This window comes from Parapedobacter soli (assembly GCF_025460835.1).
In the GTDB taxonomy this organism is placed as follows: Bacteria; Bacteroidota; Bacteroidia; order Sphingobacteriales; family Sphingobacteriaceae; genus Parapedobacter; species Parapedobacter soli.
In genome coordinates this window covers 1-16538 of the sequence record NZ_JAMXAY010000015.1, presented here as the reverse complement: position 1 = coordinate 16538, position 16538 = coordinate 1, and the positions used below count along the sequence as shown (strand labels likewise).

The 16538-nt window shown below is 44.9% G+C and carries 22 protein-coding genes; 8 read left to right on the top strand and 14 right to left on the bottom strand.

The window, feature by feature from the left end:
- Window positions 1-56: 56 nt before the first annotated feature.
- The 14 genes from NGM62_RS08680 to NGM62_RS08615 all read right to left on the bottom strand — a co-directional run bounded on the left by NGM62_RS08680 (window position 57) and on the right by NGM62_RS08615 (window position 11487).
- Complete coding sequence (locus tag NGM62_RS08680) at window positions 57-1319, bottom strand: heavy metal translocating P-type ATPase (protein ID WP_262247294.1); 1263 nt, start codon at window positions 1317-1319, stop codon at window positions 57-59.
- Window positions 1320-1416: 97 nt separating this feature from the next.
- Window positions 1417-1821, bottom strand: coding sequence for a DoxX family protein (locus tag NGM62_RS08675; protein WP_262247179.1), 405 nt, complete (start codon window positions 1819-1821; stop codon window positions 1417-1419).
- A 20-nt stretch (window positions 1822-1841) separates the two neighbouring features.
- Window positions 1842-2636, bottom strand: a complete 795-nt coding sequence (locus NGM62_RS08670) for an SDR family NAD(P)-dependent oxidoreductase (RefSeq protein WP_262247177.1) — start codon at window positions 2634-2636, stop codon at window positions 1842-1844.
- A gap of 66 nt (window positions 2637-2702) precedes the next feature.
- Window positions 2703-3548, bottom strand: a complete 846-nt coding sequence (locus NGM62_RS08665; protein WP_262247175.1) for an SDR family oxidoreductase — start codon at window positions 3546-3548, stop codon at window positions 2703-2705.
- Window positions 3549-3581: 33 nt separating this feature from the next.
- Complete coding sequence (locus NGM62_RS08660; protein ID WP_262247173.1) at window positions 3582-3881, bottom strand: DUF3861 domain-containing protein; 300 nt, start codon at window positions 3879-3881, stop codon at window positions 3582-3584.
- Window positions 3882-3922: 41 nt separating this feature from the next.
- Window positions 3923-4747 (bottom strand): 4,5-DOPA-extradiol-dioxygenase, encoded by an 825-nt coding sequence (gene ygiD / locus NGM62_RS08655; RefSeq protein WP_262247171.1) that lies wholly within the window; start codon window positions 4745-4747, stop codon window positions 3923-3925.
- A 180-nt stretch (window positions 4748-4927) separates the two neighbouring features.
- On the bottom strand, window positions 4928-5758 hold the full coding sequence (locus tag NGM62_RS08650) for a helix-turn-helix domain-containing protein (RefSeq protein ID WP_262247169.1): 831 nt from the start codon (window positions 5756-5758) through the stop codon (window positions 4928-4930).
- Between the two features lie 159 nt (window positions 5759-5917).
- Entirely contained in the window at window positions 5918-6214 is a 297-nt protein-coding gene (locus NGM62_RS08645) for a hypothetical protein (RefSeq protein WP_262247168.1), read from the bottom strand.
- A 25-nt stretch (window positions 6215-6239) separates the two neighbouring features.
- Window positions 6240-6731, bottom strand: a complete 492-nt coding sequence (locus tag NGM62_RS08640; RefSeq protein ID WP_262247165.1) for a YeeE/YedE family protein — start codon at window positions 6729-6731, stop codon at window positions 6240-6242.
- Between the two features lie 18 nt (window positions 6732-6749).
- Window positions 6750-7310 (bottom strand): YeeE/YedE family protein, encoded by a 561-nt coding sequence (locus NGM62_RS08635; protein ID WP_262247164.1) that lies wholly within the window; start codon window positions 7308-7310, stop codon window positions 6750-6752.
- 288 nt (window positions 7311-7598) lie between these two features.
- A complete protein-coding gene (locus NGM62_RS08630; protein WP_262247163.1) occupies window positions 7599-7934 on the bottom strand; it encodes a rhodanese-like domain-containing protein in 336 nt (111 codons plus the stop codon).
- On the bottom strand, window positions 7935-9326 hold the full coding sequence (locus tag NGM62_RS08625; protein ID WP_262247161.1) for an MBL fold metallo-hydrolase: 1392 nt from the start codon (window positions 9324-9326) through the stop codon (window positions 7935-7937).
- A 96-nt stretch (window positions 9327-9422) separates the two neighbouring features.
- Entirely contained in the window at window positions 9423-10682 is a 1260-nt protein-coding gene (locus tag NGM62_RS08620) for an NAD(P)/FAD-dependent oxidoreductase (RefSeq protein ID WP_262247160.1), read from the bottom strand.
- 10 nt (window positions 10683-10692) lie between these two features.
- Window positions 10693-11487 (bottom strand): sulfite exporter TauE/SafE family protein, encoded by a 795-nt coding sequence (locus NGM62_RS08615; RefSeq protein WP_262247158.1) that lies wholly within the window; start codon window positions 11485-11487, stop codon window positions 10693-10695.
- A gap of 309 nt (window positions 11488-11796) precedes the next feature.
- Between NGM62_RS08615 and NGM62_RS08610 the strand changes: the two genes are divergently transcribed.
- The 8 genes from NGM62_RS08610 to NGM62_RS08575 all read left to right on the top strand — a co-directional run bounded on the left by NGM62_RS08610 (window position 11797) and on the right by NGM62_RS08575 (window position 16534).
- Complete coding sequence (locus NGM62_RS08610; protein ID WP_262247156.1) at window positions 11797-12432, top strand: Crp/Fnr family transcriptional regulator; 636 nt, start codon at window positions 11797-11799, stop codon at window positions 12430-12432.
- Between the two features lie 415 nt (window positions 12433-12847).
- Window positions 12848-13393: a YfiT family bacillithiol transferase gene (locus NGM62_RS08605; protein WP_262247155.1), complete on the top strand. Its 546-nt coding sequence runs from the start codon at window positions 12848-12850 to the stop codon at window positions 13391-13393.
- Window positions 13394-13553: 160 nt separating this feature from the next.
- Complete coding sequence (locus NGM62_RS08600; protein WP_262247153.1) at window positions 13554-14024, top strand: OsmC family protein; 471 nt, start codon at window positions 13554-13556, stop codon at window positions 14022-14024.
- Window positions 14025-14064: 40 nt separating this feature from the next.
- On the top strand, window positions 14065-14499 hold the full coding sequence (locus NGM62_RS08595) for an EthD family reductase (protein ID WP_262247151.1): 435 nt from the start codon (window positions 14065-14067) through the stop codon (window positions 14497-14499).
- 9 nt (window positions 14500-14508) lie between these two features.
- On the top strand, window positions 14509-14916 hold the full coding sequence (locus NGM62_RS08590; protein ID WP_262247150.1) for a cupin domain-containing protein: 408 nt from the start codon (window positions 14509-14511) through the stop codon (window positions 14914-14916).
- A gap of 52 nt (window positions 14917-14968) precedes the next feature.
- A complete protein-coding gene (locus NGM62_RS08585; RefSeq protein ID WP_262247149.1) occupies window positions 14969-15406 on the top strand; it encodes a GNAT family N-acetyltransferase in 438 nt (145 codons plus the stop codon).
- A 7-nt stretch (window positions 15407-15413) separates the two neighbouring features.
- Window positions 15414-16277 (top strand): sigma-70 family RNA polymerase sigma factor, encoded by an 864-nt coding sequence (locus tag NGM62_RS08580; RefSeq protein ID WP_262247148.1) that lies wholly within the window; start codon window positions 15414-15416, stop codon window positions 16275-16277.
- 80 nt (window positions 16278-16357) lie between these two features.
- Window positions 16358-16534: a hypothetical protein gene (locus tag NGM62_RS08575; RefSeq protein ID WP_262247146.1), complete on the top strand. Its 177-nt coding sequence runs from the start codon at window positions 16358-16360 to the stop codon at window positions 16532-16534.
- Window positions 16535-16538 lie beyond the last annotated feature (4 nt).

The window sequence follows — 16538 nt, the reverse complement described above, 5'->3', positions numbered from 1 at the left end:
TTGCAGATTAAATCAAAATTATTTTGCGGGTTTCGCACCGGACAAGCGACGTGCTGTTACTTCTCCGGCAGTTTTAGTAACGTGGCATTGAAGGCTACAATCATGGTACTGGCACTCATCAAAATCGCACCTATGGCCGGACTGAGTATGAAGTGCGGGTAGAGTATGCCGGCGGCAAGGGGGATGGCCACGATATTATAACCTATCGCCCATGCCAGATTCTGGATCATTTTACGGTAGGTCCGCTTTCCGAAGTCGATTAATTTTACGACATCGCGTGGGTCGCTGTCCACCAAGATGATGTCTGCCGTTTCTGCCGCTACGTCGGTACCAGAGCCTACGGCAATGCCCACATCGGCCTGTGCCAATGCCGGGGCATCGTTCACCCCGTCACCTGTCATCGCCACCACTTCGCCCTTAGCTTGGTATCCCCTGACTTTCTCCTGCTTATTGTGTGGGAGTACATTGGCCAGGAAACCAGACATCCCTAATTTGGTGGATACCGCAGCTGCGATTTTCTCATTATCGCCGGTAAGGAGGAACGATTTGATGGCCATTTCATTCAACCGGCGTATCGTTTCCTGGGACCCTTCTCTGATGCGGTCTTCCAGCGTAATAATCCCCGCTGTCTGGCCTCCAATCAATACGTAATTGATCGTTTCGGTATCTTGGTCGACCTCCGGCGGCGTAACCGGTATTTCCAGATTATTTGTTTTGAAATGATTCGGCCCGGCCACAATGATGTCTTTGCTGTTTACGCTACCCCTTACGCCAACACCCTGGAGGTACTGGAAATTATCGGATTCCCACAATGGGAGTTCCCGCTCTTTTAGGAGCCTCAACATGCCCTTTGCGATGTGGTGTTCGGAATGCTGCTCCACTGCTGCGGCATATTGGATGATTTCGTCGTCGGTGTAGGCTGCCAGCGTTACTACCCTTTTCACTTCATGTGAACCTTCCGTCAGTGTCCCCGTCTTATCGAAGATAACGGTCGTCAGCTTCCGGGTCATTTCAAAAGCGGTACGGTTGCGTATCAGCAGTCCGTTGGTTGCCGACAGCGTAGTGGAAATGGCGACCACCAAAGGGATAGCTACCCCCAGTGCGTGTGGACAGGCAGTAACCATCACCGTTACCATCCGTTCCAATGCGAACGCCATCTCTCCACCCGTGCCGTACCAATAGGCAAACGTGGCGATACCGATGGTTATTGCAACGAAAGTGAGCCATTTGGCTACCTTGTCGGCAAGGTTTTGTGTGTTTGACTTCGCGGCTTGTGCTTCTTGCACCAAATTGATTACCTTGTTAAGATAGAAGGCGATCTATTGCACCTGAGTTCGGCGTCGCCGATTGTATCCGGTGGTAAAACCGTGAAGTCTTTTTTAACTTGGAGGAGGGCAGGGGAATAGCTGCCCTCAGTTAGTCCCATTTATGTTTATTGGATATGGCGTATTTTCCACCACCGGTAAAAGCCAATCCCAATCCACCAAATAAGAACAAGGCAATCAACTCATGCGCCCATGCTCCGGATTTCCCCAAGGTAAAGAAGGTTTCGGTATGGGCCATCCCAAAAGCTACAACCATTACCAGGACAAATACCAATGCTGCCAGTTTGGTTCTATAACCCAAAATCATCAATACCGGTGCAATGGTCTCGCCCAAATGCACGCCATAAGCCAGGAAAGTCGGCAACCCCATATCTGCCAGCATGCCCTTAATGCCATTCACCCCATTGAGAAGCTTATAAATACCATGAAAGAGCATAAAAATGCCTAGATTCAACCGGAAAATCAATAAGCCGATATTTAGATTACGTTGTTGCATGTTAAGGAAATCATTTATTGTTAAAAACTTGCATCCATCACACCGCCATCAACCCGCAATGCTGCTCCCGTTGTAGCAGACGATAAGGGGCTGGCCACATAGACTAACAGGTTTGCTACCTCTTCCGTTGAGGCAAACCGTTGAATGATAGAAGACGGTCTTTTCTCCCGGATGAATACCAACGGCGCTTCTTCCACAGAAACGTTGTTTTCGCGCGCGATTTGTTCGAACATGTCGTTGGTTCCTTCCGCCAAAGTTGGGCCCGGCAATACCGCATTGACCGTCACGTTCGTTCCCCTCAGGTGTTTGGCTAGTCCCCTGCTCAAAGCGAGGTACGCTGTCTTGGTCACACCGTATAGGATCATGTCATCAGGTATGTTGATCGCCGATTCGCTGGAAATGAAGATAATCCGGCCCCAGTTTTTTGCTTTCATCAACGGCGCGTAGTGCCTCGAGAGCCGCACGCTGCTCAGTACATTGATTTCATAATCCCGCATCCATTGTTCGTCTCCTGTGGTTTCAAAGGGCTGGTCGCCATATACGCCGACATTGTTGACCAGAATATCCACTTCCGGCAGGGCGGCAATCAGGCCGTTCACTTCATCTACCTTGGAAAAATCGGCAACCAGCCCTTCCACTGCAGCTCCGGGAACCTGTTCCCTGATCGCTTGGGCTGCTTTGTCTAATTTCTCTTTTGAACGTCCGTTGATGTAGACAGCTACACCTTCTTTTGCCAAGCCAAGGGCAATGGCGTAGCCAATACTGGAAGCCGACCCGGTGACCAGGGCCGTTTTCCCCGTCAGTTTTAAATCCATGTTTTTTGCTTTACGTTTTATTTATTACAGGCTCGGAAATAACTCCGAGCCTATTTCTTTTTATTATTACGCCAACGCTTTTTTAACCGCATCGGCCAATGACGTAGTGGGGCGCCCGATCAAGCCAGAAAGCACTTTGCCTTCATCAAACAGGTCGCCTTTTGAAGCCCCGACATCAAAACTTGCCAAAGCTTGCGCAAGCCCTTCAGGTATGCCTATCGACTCCAATACTTTGGCATATTCCGCTTCGGGCAAATTGTTGTAGGGAATGTCCTTTCCAGTCTGTCTGGAGATCTCCGCAGCCAGGTCTTTCAATGTATAGGCATCGTCACCGGCTAACTCATACACCTTTCCGACATGCCCTTCACCGGATAATACCACTGCCGCCGCTTCGGCAAAATCCTCCCGCGTAGCGGAAGAAATCTTTCCGTCACCAGCGCTGCCCACGAACGCACCGGCACCCACGGCACCCGGGATGGAAACCGTATAATTTTCCGTGTACCAGCCGTTTCTCAGGATGGTATGGGGAATACCTGAAGCTTTCAACAGTTTTTCGGTTTCGATGTGTTCCGGCGCCAGACTTAATGAGGAGGTGTCCGCATGCAGGAGGCTGGTATAAACGATCCATTTTACACCGGCTTTTTGGGCCGCTTCGATGATGTTTTGGTGCTGCGCTTTGCGTTGGCCCACCTCACTTCCCGAAATCAATAAAAGATGGTCTATACCTTGCAGCCCTTCTGCAAGTGTTTCGGGCTTTGTATAGTCAAAAGGCCTTGCATCGATACCCAGGTCGGCTGCCTTTTCCGGAGAGCGGACCAGTGCCGTCAAATCACCTGCATTTACACGTTGTTTTAACTTCTCCACTACCAGACGACCTAGTTGCCCGGTAGCTCCTGTAATTCCTATTTTCATGTCTATTCTATTTTGTAATAATCAGGGGTGCATTTATTTTTTACCTTTCAGTTTTTTCATAAACGATACGAAGGCGGGCTGTATTTCTGAAAACAAGTCCATATCGCGGTTTTTCATCATCACATCTCCGAATAGCTTTAATCCGAGCGCGAATTGTGCCACTTGCGATTTATCTTTCAATAAACCTTTTTCAGATAATAGTTGAATAATATTAAACACGTCATCGTGGTTTTGAAAAGGAAATGTAATGGGTTGCTTGTCTAAAAGCTCGCCTTTGTTGTTTTGTAAGTGCTTGAAAATGACTTCATACTCATGCGCTTTTTTCCCGGCCATCGTATCTTGATTTAAAAGTTGTATAAAAATTAACTTGAGGATTAACTGATCATCAGTGATGTCATCGTCAGCGAACCGCCAACAGCTTTGTCGTTAAATAGGGTTGTTCCTTCATTTTTATCTTTTACTGCCAGTGCATACAGCAGGGGCAGATAATGCTCTGGTGTGGGTACGGCCAATTGAAATGGCTTGCCTTGTTTGTGGTATTGAATCAAGGACTGATGATCATCGTTCAAAATAAACTGTTTCATTTTTTCATCGGCTTCCAGCGCCCAGTCAAACCCGAAGTTCTCATTCAACTGCCTCCACGCTACCATACGGAGGTTGTGTACCATATTTCCACTGCCTATGATCAGTACGCCTTTTTCACGAAGTGATTTCAACTCACCTGCCAGCTCATAGTGATACTGCGGGTTTTGGCAATAGTCCAGGCTCAGCTGAATGACAGGGATGTCGGCTTGCGGATACATATGCCTGATCACCGACCACGCTCCGTGGTCAAGCCCCCATTTGTCGTCCAGTCCAACATTGGTTTTCCGAATCAGCGATTGCGTCTCCTTCGCCAAATCGGGACTTCCGGATGCCGGATATTGCACTGCAAACAATTCTCTGGGGAATCCTCCAAAATCGTGTATGGTAGGCGGATTTTGCATGGCTGTCACAAAAGTGCCCCGCGTTTCCCAATGTGCCGAAACACAAAGAATAGCATTAGGTTTTGGAATCTTTGCGGCAATCTTCCTGAAACCTGCCACAAATTCGTTTTCCTCAATCGCATTCATCGGACTTCCGTGCCCTAAAAACAGTGCGGGCATTTTTGCCGTACTGTTTAATGCCTCCGTCATCTTATTCAATTCCTTCAGTTTCATTGCTGCTCCTGCTAATGGCAGAATTGCCAGTGTTTTTAAAAACGCTAATTTATTCATAGGTCGTTGTTCCTATTTCTATTATTGTTTTAACTTGTTATAAATTAATGAGTTATATCTTATGCAAAGATACTCCCATTGGAATGGGAACGGGTAACAGTATTCGGAAAAGGAGTTGTAATTTTAGGAAACGAGCTTTTTCATTTCCGTGCGGAAAGCAGTAGGGGTTTGTCCGGCTTTCTTTTTAAACACGTTGGTAAAATAGGCTTTTTCGTTGTAACCCAGCTCGAAGCCGATCTCCGAGATCGTCTTGTCGGTAGTGGACAGTAGGTTTTTGGCTTCAATCAATTTTCGTGTTTCGATGATTTCCGAAACACTTTGCTGCAGGATTTGATGGCAGATATTATTGAGATTCCGGGTAGACATAAACAATTTTTCGGCATAGTATTCCACACCCACATTCCTGCGGAAATTCTCTTCCAAGATTCTCAGGAAGTTTTTAAAGGTGATGCTTTGCGACTTGAGCTGTTCTTTATCATCGGGTGTTAATTTTCTCCGTTCGGACTCGATCATCGTGAAAATCGCTCCAAGAAGTTGCCGGATGATGGCATAATCTGGCGAGGATTGCTGCATTTCGTCATCTATCATCTCGCAAAGCATGCCAAGTCGCCCGAAACAGGCGCCACCGGGCAGTTCGATGCTGGCATTGTCATGATAGAGTGAATAAAGCTGAAAGGTTGTTTCGGGGATAAATTCACTTTTGAAGCGGATGGCCCACATTTGGCATTTTCCATCTTTCATAATGGGCTTTACCCGATGTACTTTTCCCCGGGTTACAAAACTCACAAACGGGGCGTCGAGTACGGTGGATTTGAAATCGATAAAGTGTTCCATTTGTCCTTCCGTGCCGATGATGAGTTCCTCAAAATCATGGTGATGCGGTTCATTTTCCGAGGCAATGATTTTTTTTGCCTCGATGGAACCCACTTGAAATATTTTGAAAGTTTCCATCATCGCAATAAATTTATAAAAATTAAGGCAAACAGGCTATATCTTTCCGGTTATCCATCCATTATTTTACTTGATTTTATAATGATATGAAGAAAGAGCAAGGCCAATTTCCCAAAAAGCGAACGGTCACATTTCAGGAAATTGGCCTCTCTCTGGTATTGACTATTGATAGAAGAACATTGATATTGCCGCCATCCGGGCGTTGCTGGGCGTGCCATCTTCGAACCCGTAATATTTTCCGTATTTCGGACGGAGCGCCTCGGTTACATTTTCGGCGATCAAATCCAGCCATGTTGGCAGATATATCGTATGTGAATTGATTGTGGCGGGGTCTAGGCCCGATCCAAAAGCTATTTCGCCCAACGCTTTGTCTACGGCGGCGTTAAAGTCGGCAAGGAATTCCTTATAGAACTCAATACCAGCTTTGGAACCGATGTTTCCATGCCCACCGTGCATCAAATCGTAAAGTTCTAAAACCCGATAACTAATGTGGCATCCTCTCCCTAAAATATCCATATACCCATGTCCCTAAAATAGCACTCAACAGCGTAACCACGATGACCGTTGCGCCAGTACCGATCTGCGCAAACAGCGGCCCTGGACACGCTCCGGTCATCGCCCAACCGAAACCGAAAAGCAGCCCTCCATAGATCTGGCCCTTATTGAATTTCTTCGGTGAAATGGTTATTTTTTCTCCGTGAATGGTCTTGATATTGAATTTTTTAATCAACCAAACAGCGATTACCCCGACTACCACGGCACTACCTATAATGCCATACATGTGAAAGGATTGCAGGCGGAACATCTCCTGTATCCGGAACCAACTGACTACTTCCGATTTGACAAACAAAATCCCGAAAATAATCCCGACAATCAGGTACTTGAAGTTGTAGTACCATGTATGTTCCAACTGGCTTTCATTTACACACATCGCATCCTGCGATCTCTTTTCCAACTCGGTATTTGTATTATTCATCTTTTGTTTCCCTGTGTTTTAAAGTGATAGTATATACGGCAAAATCAAGTTTGCCATAACAAAACCGCCAATCATAAAGCTTATCGTAGCAACGAGTGAAGGCCATTGGAGATTAGACAGCCCCATAATGGCGTGTCCACTGGTACAGCCTCCGGCATACCGGGTGCCGAATCCTACCAGAAAACCGCCCACTACGATCAGTAGAAAGCCCCGTAGGGTAAGGAGCGAATGCCAGTTAATGATGTCTTCCGGAATAAGGCTGTTGTAACTGGTAATACCATAACCTGCCAGCTCATCGGCCAACGCGGGATTTACCCCTACTGGCTGCTGATTGGCCAACAGTACGGCTGCCAATATGCCGCCAATAAAAATACCGAAGACAAAAAACAGGTTCCATGCTTCCTTTTTCCAATCGTAATGGAAAAAAGGTATTTTCGCCGGCATACAGGAAGCGCAGATATGTCGAAGTGACGAACTGATCCCAAAAGATTTATTGCCCAATATCAATAGGGCAGGCACCGTAAGTCCGACCAATGGGCCGGCGATGTACCACGGCCACGGTTGTTTTAAAAATTCCAATATTATTTGATTACGTTATTTGTTATTTATTTACTTCCTCGTAGTTTACATCTTCCGTTATACGGCGACTAGGTCTATGCTGCGGCACTTCACACCCTCCAACACCGCACATGCTTATATTGAAAAGGGGCATAAGGGAAAAGATGGCACCAAGTCCCAAAAGAATCCATTGCGATTCATATGCACCCTGTATAACAATAACGACACCGATGATGAGCCTCAGCGCGCGCATTAATGTCCAATTTTTTATATAATCTCTCATTCTTGTCCTTTTAGTTAGCTTCTTACTTATGTGATGCTGTTCACCAACTTGCTTAAACTGCGCCAGCCACCACCATTAACGACCTGTTGGAAGCCGTGCTTTTCAAGGATACGTTTTGCACGTCCACTGCGGCTTCCACTCTGGCAGAATACCACGATGGCTTTTTTTCCTTTAAAATTATCGAGGCTTGTTTCCAGTTGATTTAATGGGATGTTCACGGCATTTTTCACCGAACCTCCGGCAAACTCCTGTGATGTCCTGACATCTACCAAGAAGGCACCGTTTTTAATTTCATCAGCCAACTGGTCGTTCTCTGTATCGGCCAGCTTGTCTTTGAATAATCCGAACATAATATCACTCATTTATTTTACTACTTCGTTTTCTTTCTCATTCCATTCTTTCATGCCACCGGAATAGTTCTTTACGTTTTCAAATCCATTTTTGGCAAGAATAGAATAAGCTATCGTCGAGCGGTCGCCAGCCTGACAATGAATGACTACCTGCTCGCCCTTACTGATTTTATCCAGATTGTCTGGCAGTGTCCCGACAAAAACACTTTCCGCACCGGCTACGTGTCCGCCTTCATATTCAGTGATTCCCCGAACATCCACTATCTGTACATTATCTTTTCCGACGTAGGTTTTAAACTCGTCCAAAGAAATCACGTCTGCTGTTTGTAGCTCAATGCCCAAATCATTGATTTCTGAAATGTAACCGTAAATATTATCCAAGCCGATACGCATCAGCTTACGGGTCAAGTCTTCCATTTGGCTGCCATCGGCTACCAATATAAACTGTTCCTGATAGTTCAACAGCCAACCGCACCATGTAGAAAAAGAGTTGTTACCTTGAATGTTGAGACTTCCGGGAATAAAACCGTTGGCAAAATCCACCTTGTTGCGGGTGTCTATGACCTTAATGCCTTTTTCGTATGCTGAAAGAAACTGCTCTTTGTTCAATTTCGGATGTTTCGGCACTTCGACCAATAACGTACGAGGCACTTTATTGAGGTGCTTCATCATCGCAAAATATTTCGGCGGTTCAGGTTGGCCGGCTAACAGGTAATCGGTAAATCCTTTTTCGTCTTCGCCATATTGGAACGCCCAATTGCGGATTTTTTCGTAACCGACTGTCGAACTCCGCACGGCCCCCAGTTCTTTCCCACAAGCCGAACCTGCACCGTGTGCGGGCCATACCTGTACGTATTCGGGCAATTCGGCAAATCGTTGGAGTGACTGATACATCTGTTTCGCTCCCTTTTCCTTCGTACCGATAAGCCCTGCGGCTTTCTCCAAGAGATCGGGACGACCGATATCACCGACAAAGACAAAATCTCCGGTAAATACCATAACCGGTTTATCGGTGGCCGGATGGTCGGTCAAAAGAAAGCTGATACTTTCGGGCGTATGTCCGGGCGTGTGCATTACCTCCAACGTGAGGTTGCCTATGTTAATCACATCGCCGTGTTTCAGACCCTTGTGCGGGAACTGGTATTGCCAATCTTCGCCTCCCTCGTCCGAAAGGTACATTGTTGCTCCTGTAACGGCAGCCAATTCCCTTGAACCGCAAAGAAAGTCTGCGTGGATGTGAGTTTCGGCAATGTGCGTGATGCGGAGGTTATTCTGCTTTGCAATGTCAAGATATACATCTATATCTCTTTGGGCATCTATTACGATTGCTTCGCCCGTGACCTGACAGCCTACCAAGTAACTGCCCTGTGCCAAACTCTTATCATAAATGTGTTCAAAAAACATAGTCCTTTATTTTTAATGATTAATTATTCTTTCAATACTGCAAATTTATGTTACTTATGCTACCTGTACAGTTACATTAGTTACACTAGCTGTCAGCTAAATGTCTTTTCCTTTCATCATCTTATTCCAGTACATATAGGGGAGCATGTATTTTTTTAGTATCCACAATCGCCAATGTTCTTTGTCACTGTCGTTGATGAGCATGTACTTCAGCATGGGGTCGGGGGTAAATTCGTTTTTGTAGTTGAACTCGGCCAAAGTCATCTTTCCGTAACCGGTTACCAAAGGACACGATGAATAACCCATATAGGATTTGTTGTTTGCCTCTTTTCCTTTGATGAGTGAAAGAATATTGTCGACAACCACGGGTACTTGTTTACGGATTGCCGCTCCGGTTTTAGCGGTAGGGACCCCTGTCGCATCACCAAGGCCGAAAATGTTGGGGTGTTTTTTGTGTTGCAGACTGTTTATATCGACATCCAACCACCCATCTTCATTGGATAACTTTGATTCACGGATAAACGGTGGGGGTACCTGTGGTGGAGCGAGATGCAGAAAATCAAATGGAACTTCAATAAGACCTCCATCGCGGGCAGCACTGTCTATAATGGGAGACAAAGATGTTTTTGAAGCATCGGGTGTATTATCCTTAAAATATACCCGTTTACGTTCCGGATCGATTTTTACCGGTGTATGATATAGACGTAGATCGACACCATAACGATTGATCACCTTCGTCAAGGTATCCGCAATGGTCTTTACTCCAAAAATAACCGTTCCCGGCGTGGCGAATACAATATTCGTTTTGTCCAAAATCCCCTGTTTTTTGAAATGATCGGCCGCAAGGTACATCGCCTTCTGCGGTGCTCCGCCGCACTTGATCGGTGTTGCCGGCTGTGTAAAGATGGCATTGCCTCCTTTGAACTTCTGCAACAGTTTCCAAGTGTATTCGGGGTCGATATAATTGCTGCATACAACACCCTTGTCTAATGCTTCAGACAGCCCCTCTATCAACGACATATCGTAGATAAGCCCGGGTGCAAGCACCAGATAATCATAGGAAAAATTGCCGCTATTTTTGGTCGAGACAAGGTTTTTTTCTGCCGATAGCCCATTCACCTTATCTTTGATCCAATCGACTCCTTTTGGGATGAGGGTGGCTTCCTGCCGCTTCGTCTTTTCCATTTTATACGCACCTGCTCCAACCAATGTAAAAGCAGGTTGATAGTAATGGGTTTCCGAGGGTTCGATAATGGCAAGCTGTAACCCTTTTTTCATTCTTCGCAGTTTAGCAGCGGTCATGATACCGGCTGTTCCGCCTCCGACTATCAGTATTTGATAATGTGTTTTCATCATGGTAATATTTTTATAGCCAAATTTCTTTAATCAGGATATATATGCCCATAACCAGCACAAACCAACCAAATGCAGGTTCGAGTTTGTTTCCATCGATCTTCTTTGACAATACCATCCCGATAAAAATTCCGATAATGGCGAATACGGTTATGACCAACAGGAATGTCCAATCCATTGGGGTTTCATTATTTTCTCCGAAAAAGCCGATCAGTGATTTTGCGGCAATGATGACCAATGAAGTACCAACAGCCTCTTTCATCGGCAATTTACTGAGCAGAACAAGCGCAGGAATGATGAGGAAGCCCCCGCCTGCACCGACAAGACCCGTTAAGATTCCGACTACGGTTCCCTCAATCAATATGAGGGGATAATTGAACCTTTGTGCTTGTGAAACTTCTTCCACCACTTCTTTCTTCTTTTTAATCATGCTAAAGGAAGTCGCGATCATCAAAATGGCGAACAGTACCATGAGTAACATACTTCGGGTGAAGGTAAAATCACCGGAAGTGAATATCTCGATCGGAATGGTGGGAACAATGTAAGCTCTGGTGAGATAAACGGCAACTATGGACGGGATACCGAATACAATAGCGGTCCGAATATTGACCAACCCCTTTTTGAAATAGGAGAATGACCCTGCAATACTGGTACTACCTACTATGAAAAGTGAATACGCCGTAGCCATCACAGCATCAATGTTAAAAAGATACACAAGGACAGGTACAGTAAGAATGCTGCCCCCTCCGCCGACGAGACCAAGAGCAACACCTATTAAAATGGACGATATATAACCAGCTATTTCCATATCATGCTTCTGATTTAGGGTACAAATCTGCACCAATCCAAAAAGCTGGTCAGTTACATGTGTTACACAGCGGTTGTTTTTTACTTTTTTCGTAGGAAATGGCCAGAACTAACCACGAAACGTTGTATCGGTAACATTTGTTACCCATCTATTTTTCGTTAATCATTAGCTTTACAACGCATATTGAATGGTAATGGTTTTTATAATAAAATGATGCCACAATAGGCAAATATTGACGTGGAGAGCGTTATATTCGTATGCTTCACTTTGTGTTTTAGGAAAGGATTACAATAATTTAGCGTGTTAAATATGAAGATAATCAAGGATACGTATGGCCCCATTTTCGAGACGGCGTTGATTGATGAGATTTCATCGGTAGCCAAGTTGGTGGAATTTAAGGAAGGAGAAGTGCTGATCGACATTGGGAACTACATCAAGACGATGCCCTTGCTGATTAACGGAGCGATAAAAATCATGCGTGAAGACTTTGATGAAGGAGAATTGTTGTTGTATTTTATTGAGAAGGGAGATACCTGTGCCATGACCCTTGCGTGCTGTATGGGCGATAAGAAAAGCGAGATCCGGGCAGTAGCTGAAACCGATGGTTTGGTGGCCATGATCCCGGTAAACTATATGGAATCTTGGATGGGTAACTACCAAACCTGGAGGGCATTCGTATTCATGAGTTACCATAACCGGTTTAACGAGATGTTGGCGGCGATTGACAATATTGCATTCATGAACATGGATAAACGCCTTTACCATTATCTTTTGGAAACAAGTAAAATCAATTCATCCCAAACGATAAACAAGACACATCAAGAAATTGCCTACGAACTGAACAGTTCACGCGTTGTGGTTTCAAGGCTTTTGAAGGCGTTGGAAAACGAGGGCAAGATTAAACTGAACAGGAACAACATTGAGCTATTGAGCATGGGGGAATAAAAATTTCGGACCCACGAAGTCAGTAGCCGGATGGTTCGGGTGTCGGTAATTGTCCTGCTTGGATTGTCCTTTTTCGAGTGTTTCAGCGGCGAGTTGTACCCGCTTAAATCCAGGGACGCAAGTCCGCTTAGCATTGTAGAAGTGGTTGTATAGCCATGAGGTAGGCTTCATGCATAAATCTTGGTATAATACGCAACAACACCTACTTTTAAGTATACTATTCAGGTAGGTACATTTTTGATGAGGTTTAAGCAGTAAAAGAAAAAAGGCTTGATTTATTGTTTGCCCTGGGAGCTTATGGTCTATAATCTGTATTAGCTGGTACGATAATAAATATGGGTTTTCAAATAAAATACTCTACCTTGTTACACATATGGAGAACGAACCGTTTGGAAAATGAATGGGAAGCGGTAGGATGAGACACGAGACAGACACAGAGACTATGGACTTAAGATACCCTATCGGACGGTTTAAAAAGCCGAAACTCATCACTAAGCAGGAACTTTCGAGTTGTATAGGGGTGATAGCTGGATTCCCGCAGGAAATTAACAAGGAGGTCCTGTCATTGACGGATGAACAGTTGGATACCCCCTACCGAAAAGACGGATGGACGGTAAGGCAAGTCGTCCATCATTGTGCGGACAGCCACATGAATGCCTTTATACGTTTTAAATTAGCGCTTACAGAAACAAATCCGGTAATCAAGCCCTATCGAGAGGCACTGTGGGCAGCATTGCCTGACAGCACGACTCATCTGGCACCCTCGTTGAGTCTTTTAAAAGGATTACACGAAAGATGGGGCATATTGCTTGAAAGCCTCGATGACGGGGATCTGAAAAGGGCGTATGTCCACCCTGAACACGGACGGCCAGTTCCGTTGGGTGAAGTTGTTGCCCTGTATGCATGGCATTGCAAGCACCATTTGGCGCATATAAGATTAGTGTCTAGGGCAAATCCCTAAGAACCGCGGCACCTTGCCACGAAAAAAACAGCTTATCTTTTGTCACAAATCACTGTTGATAACGTCTTTATAGTTATTAAGTCATTAATCGGCGAAATCAATAAAAAATGACGACAAAAAATATACGGCAGGAGAAGGTAAATGGCATCATTCACTAATTATGCAAGATCGACATCAATATCAGACAACAATTGAATGGACTGGAAATACTGGAGCAGGCACCAGTCATTATAGCGGCTACGAGAGGAGTTATCGGATTAATGAGGAAAACAAACCTGAAATCCTGGGATCAGCCGACCCCGCTTTTCTTGGGGATAAGCACAAATATAATCCGGAGGGCCTCTTAGTCGCGGCGCTATCTTCATGCCACATGCTTTGGTATCTGCATCTGTGTTCAGGCGCAGGGATCATCGTGACCGCTTATAAAGACAATGCAACAGGAGTTATGGTTGAAACGTCAAACGGCGGTGGGCAATTCATTGAGGTGACGCTTCATCCAAGCGTAACGGTGAAGGAATCGAATATGATTGATAAAGCCATCGAATTGCATAAAAAAGCGAATGAGCTTTGCTTTATTGCTAATTCCGTAAACTTTCCGGTAAGACATCACCCGAAAGTGGCTGTAAAATAGAAGACGACCCTAGGACCGTGTAACTAAATAAGCTTCCAATATGATTAAACTAAAATTTCTATCGTTATGCCTGGCCTTATTCGGGCTAATAAGTTGCAAAAGTGGGCAATTGAAACGTTCCGTTGCCCGGGAGGCTGGAATGTTTAAAGTAGTTATACTTTATCCTAATGGAGAAGATAAGACCTTTGACATTGACTATTACGAAAAAAAGCATATGCCTATGGTGGCCGGGCTTTTAGGGCAGAATCTGGAATTTTACGAGATTGATAACGGCATTTCAGGCAGGACGGTTAATGATGAAGCGCCATTTGTGGCCATCGGTTATTTTTATATTAAAGATATTGCTGAATATAATAAAGCGATAGCGCAAAACAGGGATATAATTATTAATGATTTTAAGAATTATACGAATATACAGCCAATTATACAGATTAATGAAATTAAACAACGAATACGTGCCACCACAAACGAGTAACGATTAGCCATGGACCATAAGAACAACTGTCAGGACGCTTTGGTTTTAAAAGCAGGACGCGGTAGGCGCTATGATTTCGGTACGATGACGGCCATTTTTAAAGCCGATGAGCAAGAAACGGCAGAAAAGTACAGTATTTCGGAATGGTGGCTTGAACCCGATGAAAAGGGTGTCGGAGCACATCAGCACGAGGCAAACGACGAAATCTTTTATGTGCTTGAAGGTACGGTCTCCATTTTGGTGGAAGACCGGTGGATTGATGCAGAAAAAGGGACATTCGTCAGGATACCTGCTAAAACAACCCATGATTTTTCCAACCGAACACGAAGCAAAGCGGGGGTGCTGAATTTTTTCATTCCGGGTGGTTTTGAAAGAAACATGCCGTCGATTGTAAAGTGGTTTGAATCAACCATGTAAGTATGCATTCATTGAGTATTTATGTTAATCTTTTCAGTGTCATTCAATAAATATGCTTGAAGTAACCATCAAAACAGGTAAGGCATATATGGATGTTGCCATGATCCATCGCTTCTTGACGGAAGACTCCTATTGGGCCAGGGGTATTTCCTTTGATACGGTAGACCGTTCGCTGACGCATTCATGCTGTGTTGGAGCCTTTTTAAACGACAAACAGGTCGGGTTTGTAAGGATCGTCACCGACTACCATACGTTTGGATGGGTTGCCGATTTTTTTGTATTGCCTGCTTATCGGGGGCAGGGTGTTTCCAAAAAAATGCTAACCTATATTACCGAGCAGCCCTGGTTCCGGCGTCTAAGAAGAAAGATGCTCAATACAAGCGATGCACATGGCCTGTATCGTCAATTTCAATTTGAGGACCTCGCGGATCCATCCAATATACTGGAAATCTATTGTCCCGATGCACATTTGGCCTTTAACGATGAATAGATAGCCCATGTTACAAAAAGAAGAGATCGACCAGTATAGGGGCATGCTTTTTTCCATTGCTTACAATATGCTGGGCATGGTTTCGGACGCAGAAGACATGGTGCAGGAAACCTATGCGAGCTGGATGGAATCGGATAAGTCGCACGTTAAGAACGTGAAGTTTTATCTGATACGTACGATCAGCAACAAATGCATTTCCCACTTAAGGAAGCTTAAAAAAGAAAGAGTAAACTATATTGGAACATGGCTGCCCGAACCTGTTCAATCGGCTTTAGACCCAGCGGAAGAGGATCCGAAGAACAGACTGTCCATCGGATTCCTTTACTTGTTGGAAAAACTCACCCCGATAGAAAGGGCAGTTATGATTCTAAGAGAGGCTTTCGACCTTCCATATACCGACATATCCGAAATTTTTAAAATTACCCAAGATCAATGCAGGCAATATTTCCATCGTGCGAAGAAGAAATTGCTATTGGAAAAAAGCAGGTTTACCGTTGATGCCGGCGAGCACGAAAAAATCCTCCGGGAATTTCTGGATGCTTGCTTAAGCGGAAATTTGGAGAAAATTATCGGATTGCTACGCGACGACGTAACGGCGTATGCAGATGGTGGCGGAAATGCCCCTGCGATCTTAATGCCCTTATCGGGGAAGAGCGACGTCGTGAAGTTACTGACCGGGAGCGCGAAGCGTGGGCCGGCTTATGATAAAATGGACTTCCTATCTATAAATGGACTGAGCGGTGCAGCGTTTTATCACCAGCATGACGGCAAGTCTCCCGATGCGTTGATTGCCATAGATATTGGTGAGGATGCTAAAATCGCCAATATATATTACTTGGTAAATCCCGAAAAATTACGGCACTTGTCATAAAAAGCCGGCTTTTTTGTCACAAGTAATCATTGACAACGTCTTGTAGGTGTAAATCACGAGTTGACAAAAACAGTTGAAAAATGGGAAAAGACATCATCAGAATGACGGCCTCCACTGCGCGGATTATTGCTTTTCGAACCATCACAACGATACTGGTTATCGGCATGTTAGCCGGCGGTATCACCTCTTTATTCAGAATTGAACATCAAGTGGACCTATTTAGTCAACCCTTAAAAAGCCCAATATTTCTTTTTTGAAGTC

Coding starts and splice junctions, on each gene's coding strand:
- NGM62_RS08585 (WP_262247149.1), top strand. CDS start 14,969: ATGCTTGAAGTAACCATCAAAACAGGTAAGGCATATATGGATGTTGCC.
- NGM62_RS08640 (WP_262247165.1), bottom strand. CDS start 6,731: ATGAATAATACAAATACCGAGTTGGAAAAGAGATCGCAGGATGCGATG.
- NGM62_RS08620 (WP_262247160.1), bottom strand. CDS start 10,682: ATGATGAAAACACATTATCAAATACTGATAGTCGGAGGCGGAACAGCC.
- NGM62_RS08665 (WP_262247175.1), bottom strand. CDS start 3,548: ATGAAAATAGGAATTACAGGAGCTACCGGGCAACTAGGTCGTCTGGTA.
- NGM62_RS08605 (WP_262247155.1), top strand. CDS start 12,848: ATGAGACACGAGACAGACACAGAGACTATGGACTTAAGATACCCTATC.
- NGM62_RS08595 (WP_262247151.1), top strand. CDS start 14,065: ATGATTAAACTAAAATTTCTATCGTTATGCCTGGCCTTATTCGGGCTA.
- NGM62_RS08590 (WP_262247150.1), top strand. CDS start 14,509: ATGGACCATAAGAACAACTGTCAGGACGCTTTGGTTTTAAAAGCAGGA.
- NGM62_RS08625 (WP_262247161.1), bottom strand. CDS start 9,326: ATGTTTTTTGAACACATTTATGATAAGAGTTTGGCACAGGGCAGTTAC.
- NGM62_RS08580 (WP_262247148.1), top strand. CDS start 15,414: ATGTTACAAAAAGAAGAGATCGACCAGTATAGGGGCATGCTTTTTTCC.
- NGM62_RS08600 (WP_262247153.1), top strand. CDS start 13,554: ATGCAAGATCGACATCAATATCAGACAACAATTGAATGGACTGGAAAT.
- NGM62_RS08650 (WP_262247169.1), bottom strand. CDS start 5,758: ATGATGGAAACTTTCAAAATATTTCAAGTGGGTTCCATCGAGGCAAAA.
- NGM62_RS08610 (WP_262247156.1), top strand. CDS start 11,797: ATGAAGATAATCAAGGATACGTATGGCCCCATTTTCGAGACGGCGTTG.
- NGM62_RS08660 (WP_262247173.1), bottom strand. CDS start 3,881: ATGGCCGGGAAAAAAGCGCATGAGTATGAAGTCATTTTCAAGCACTTA.
- NGM62_RS08575 (WP_262247146.1), top strand. CDS start 16,358: ATGGGAAAAGACATCATCAGAATGACGGCCTCCACTGCGCGGATTATT.
- NGM62_RS08615 (WP_262247158.1), bottom strand. CDS start 11,487: ATGGAAATAGCTGGTTATATATCGTCCATTTTAATAGGTGTTGCTCTT.
- ygiD (WP_262247171.1), bottom strand. CDS start 4,747: ATGAAACTGAAGGAATTGAATAAGATGACGGAGGCATTAAACAGTACG.
- NGM62_RS08630 (WP_262247163.1), bottom strand. CDS start 7,934: ATGAGTGATATTATGTTCGGATTATTCAAAGACAAGCTGGCCGATACA.
- NGM62_RS08675 (WP_262247179.1), bottom strand. CDS start 1,821: ATGCAACAACGTAATCTAAATATCGGCTTATTGATTTTCCGGTTGAAT.
- NGM62_RS08670 (WP_262247177.1), bottom strand. CDS start 2,636: ATGGATTTAAAACTGACGGGGAAAACGGCCCTGGTCACCGGGTCGGCT.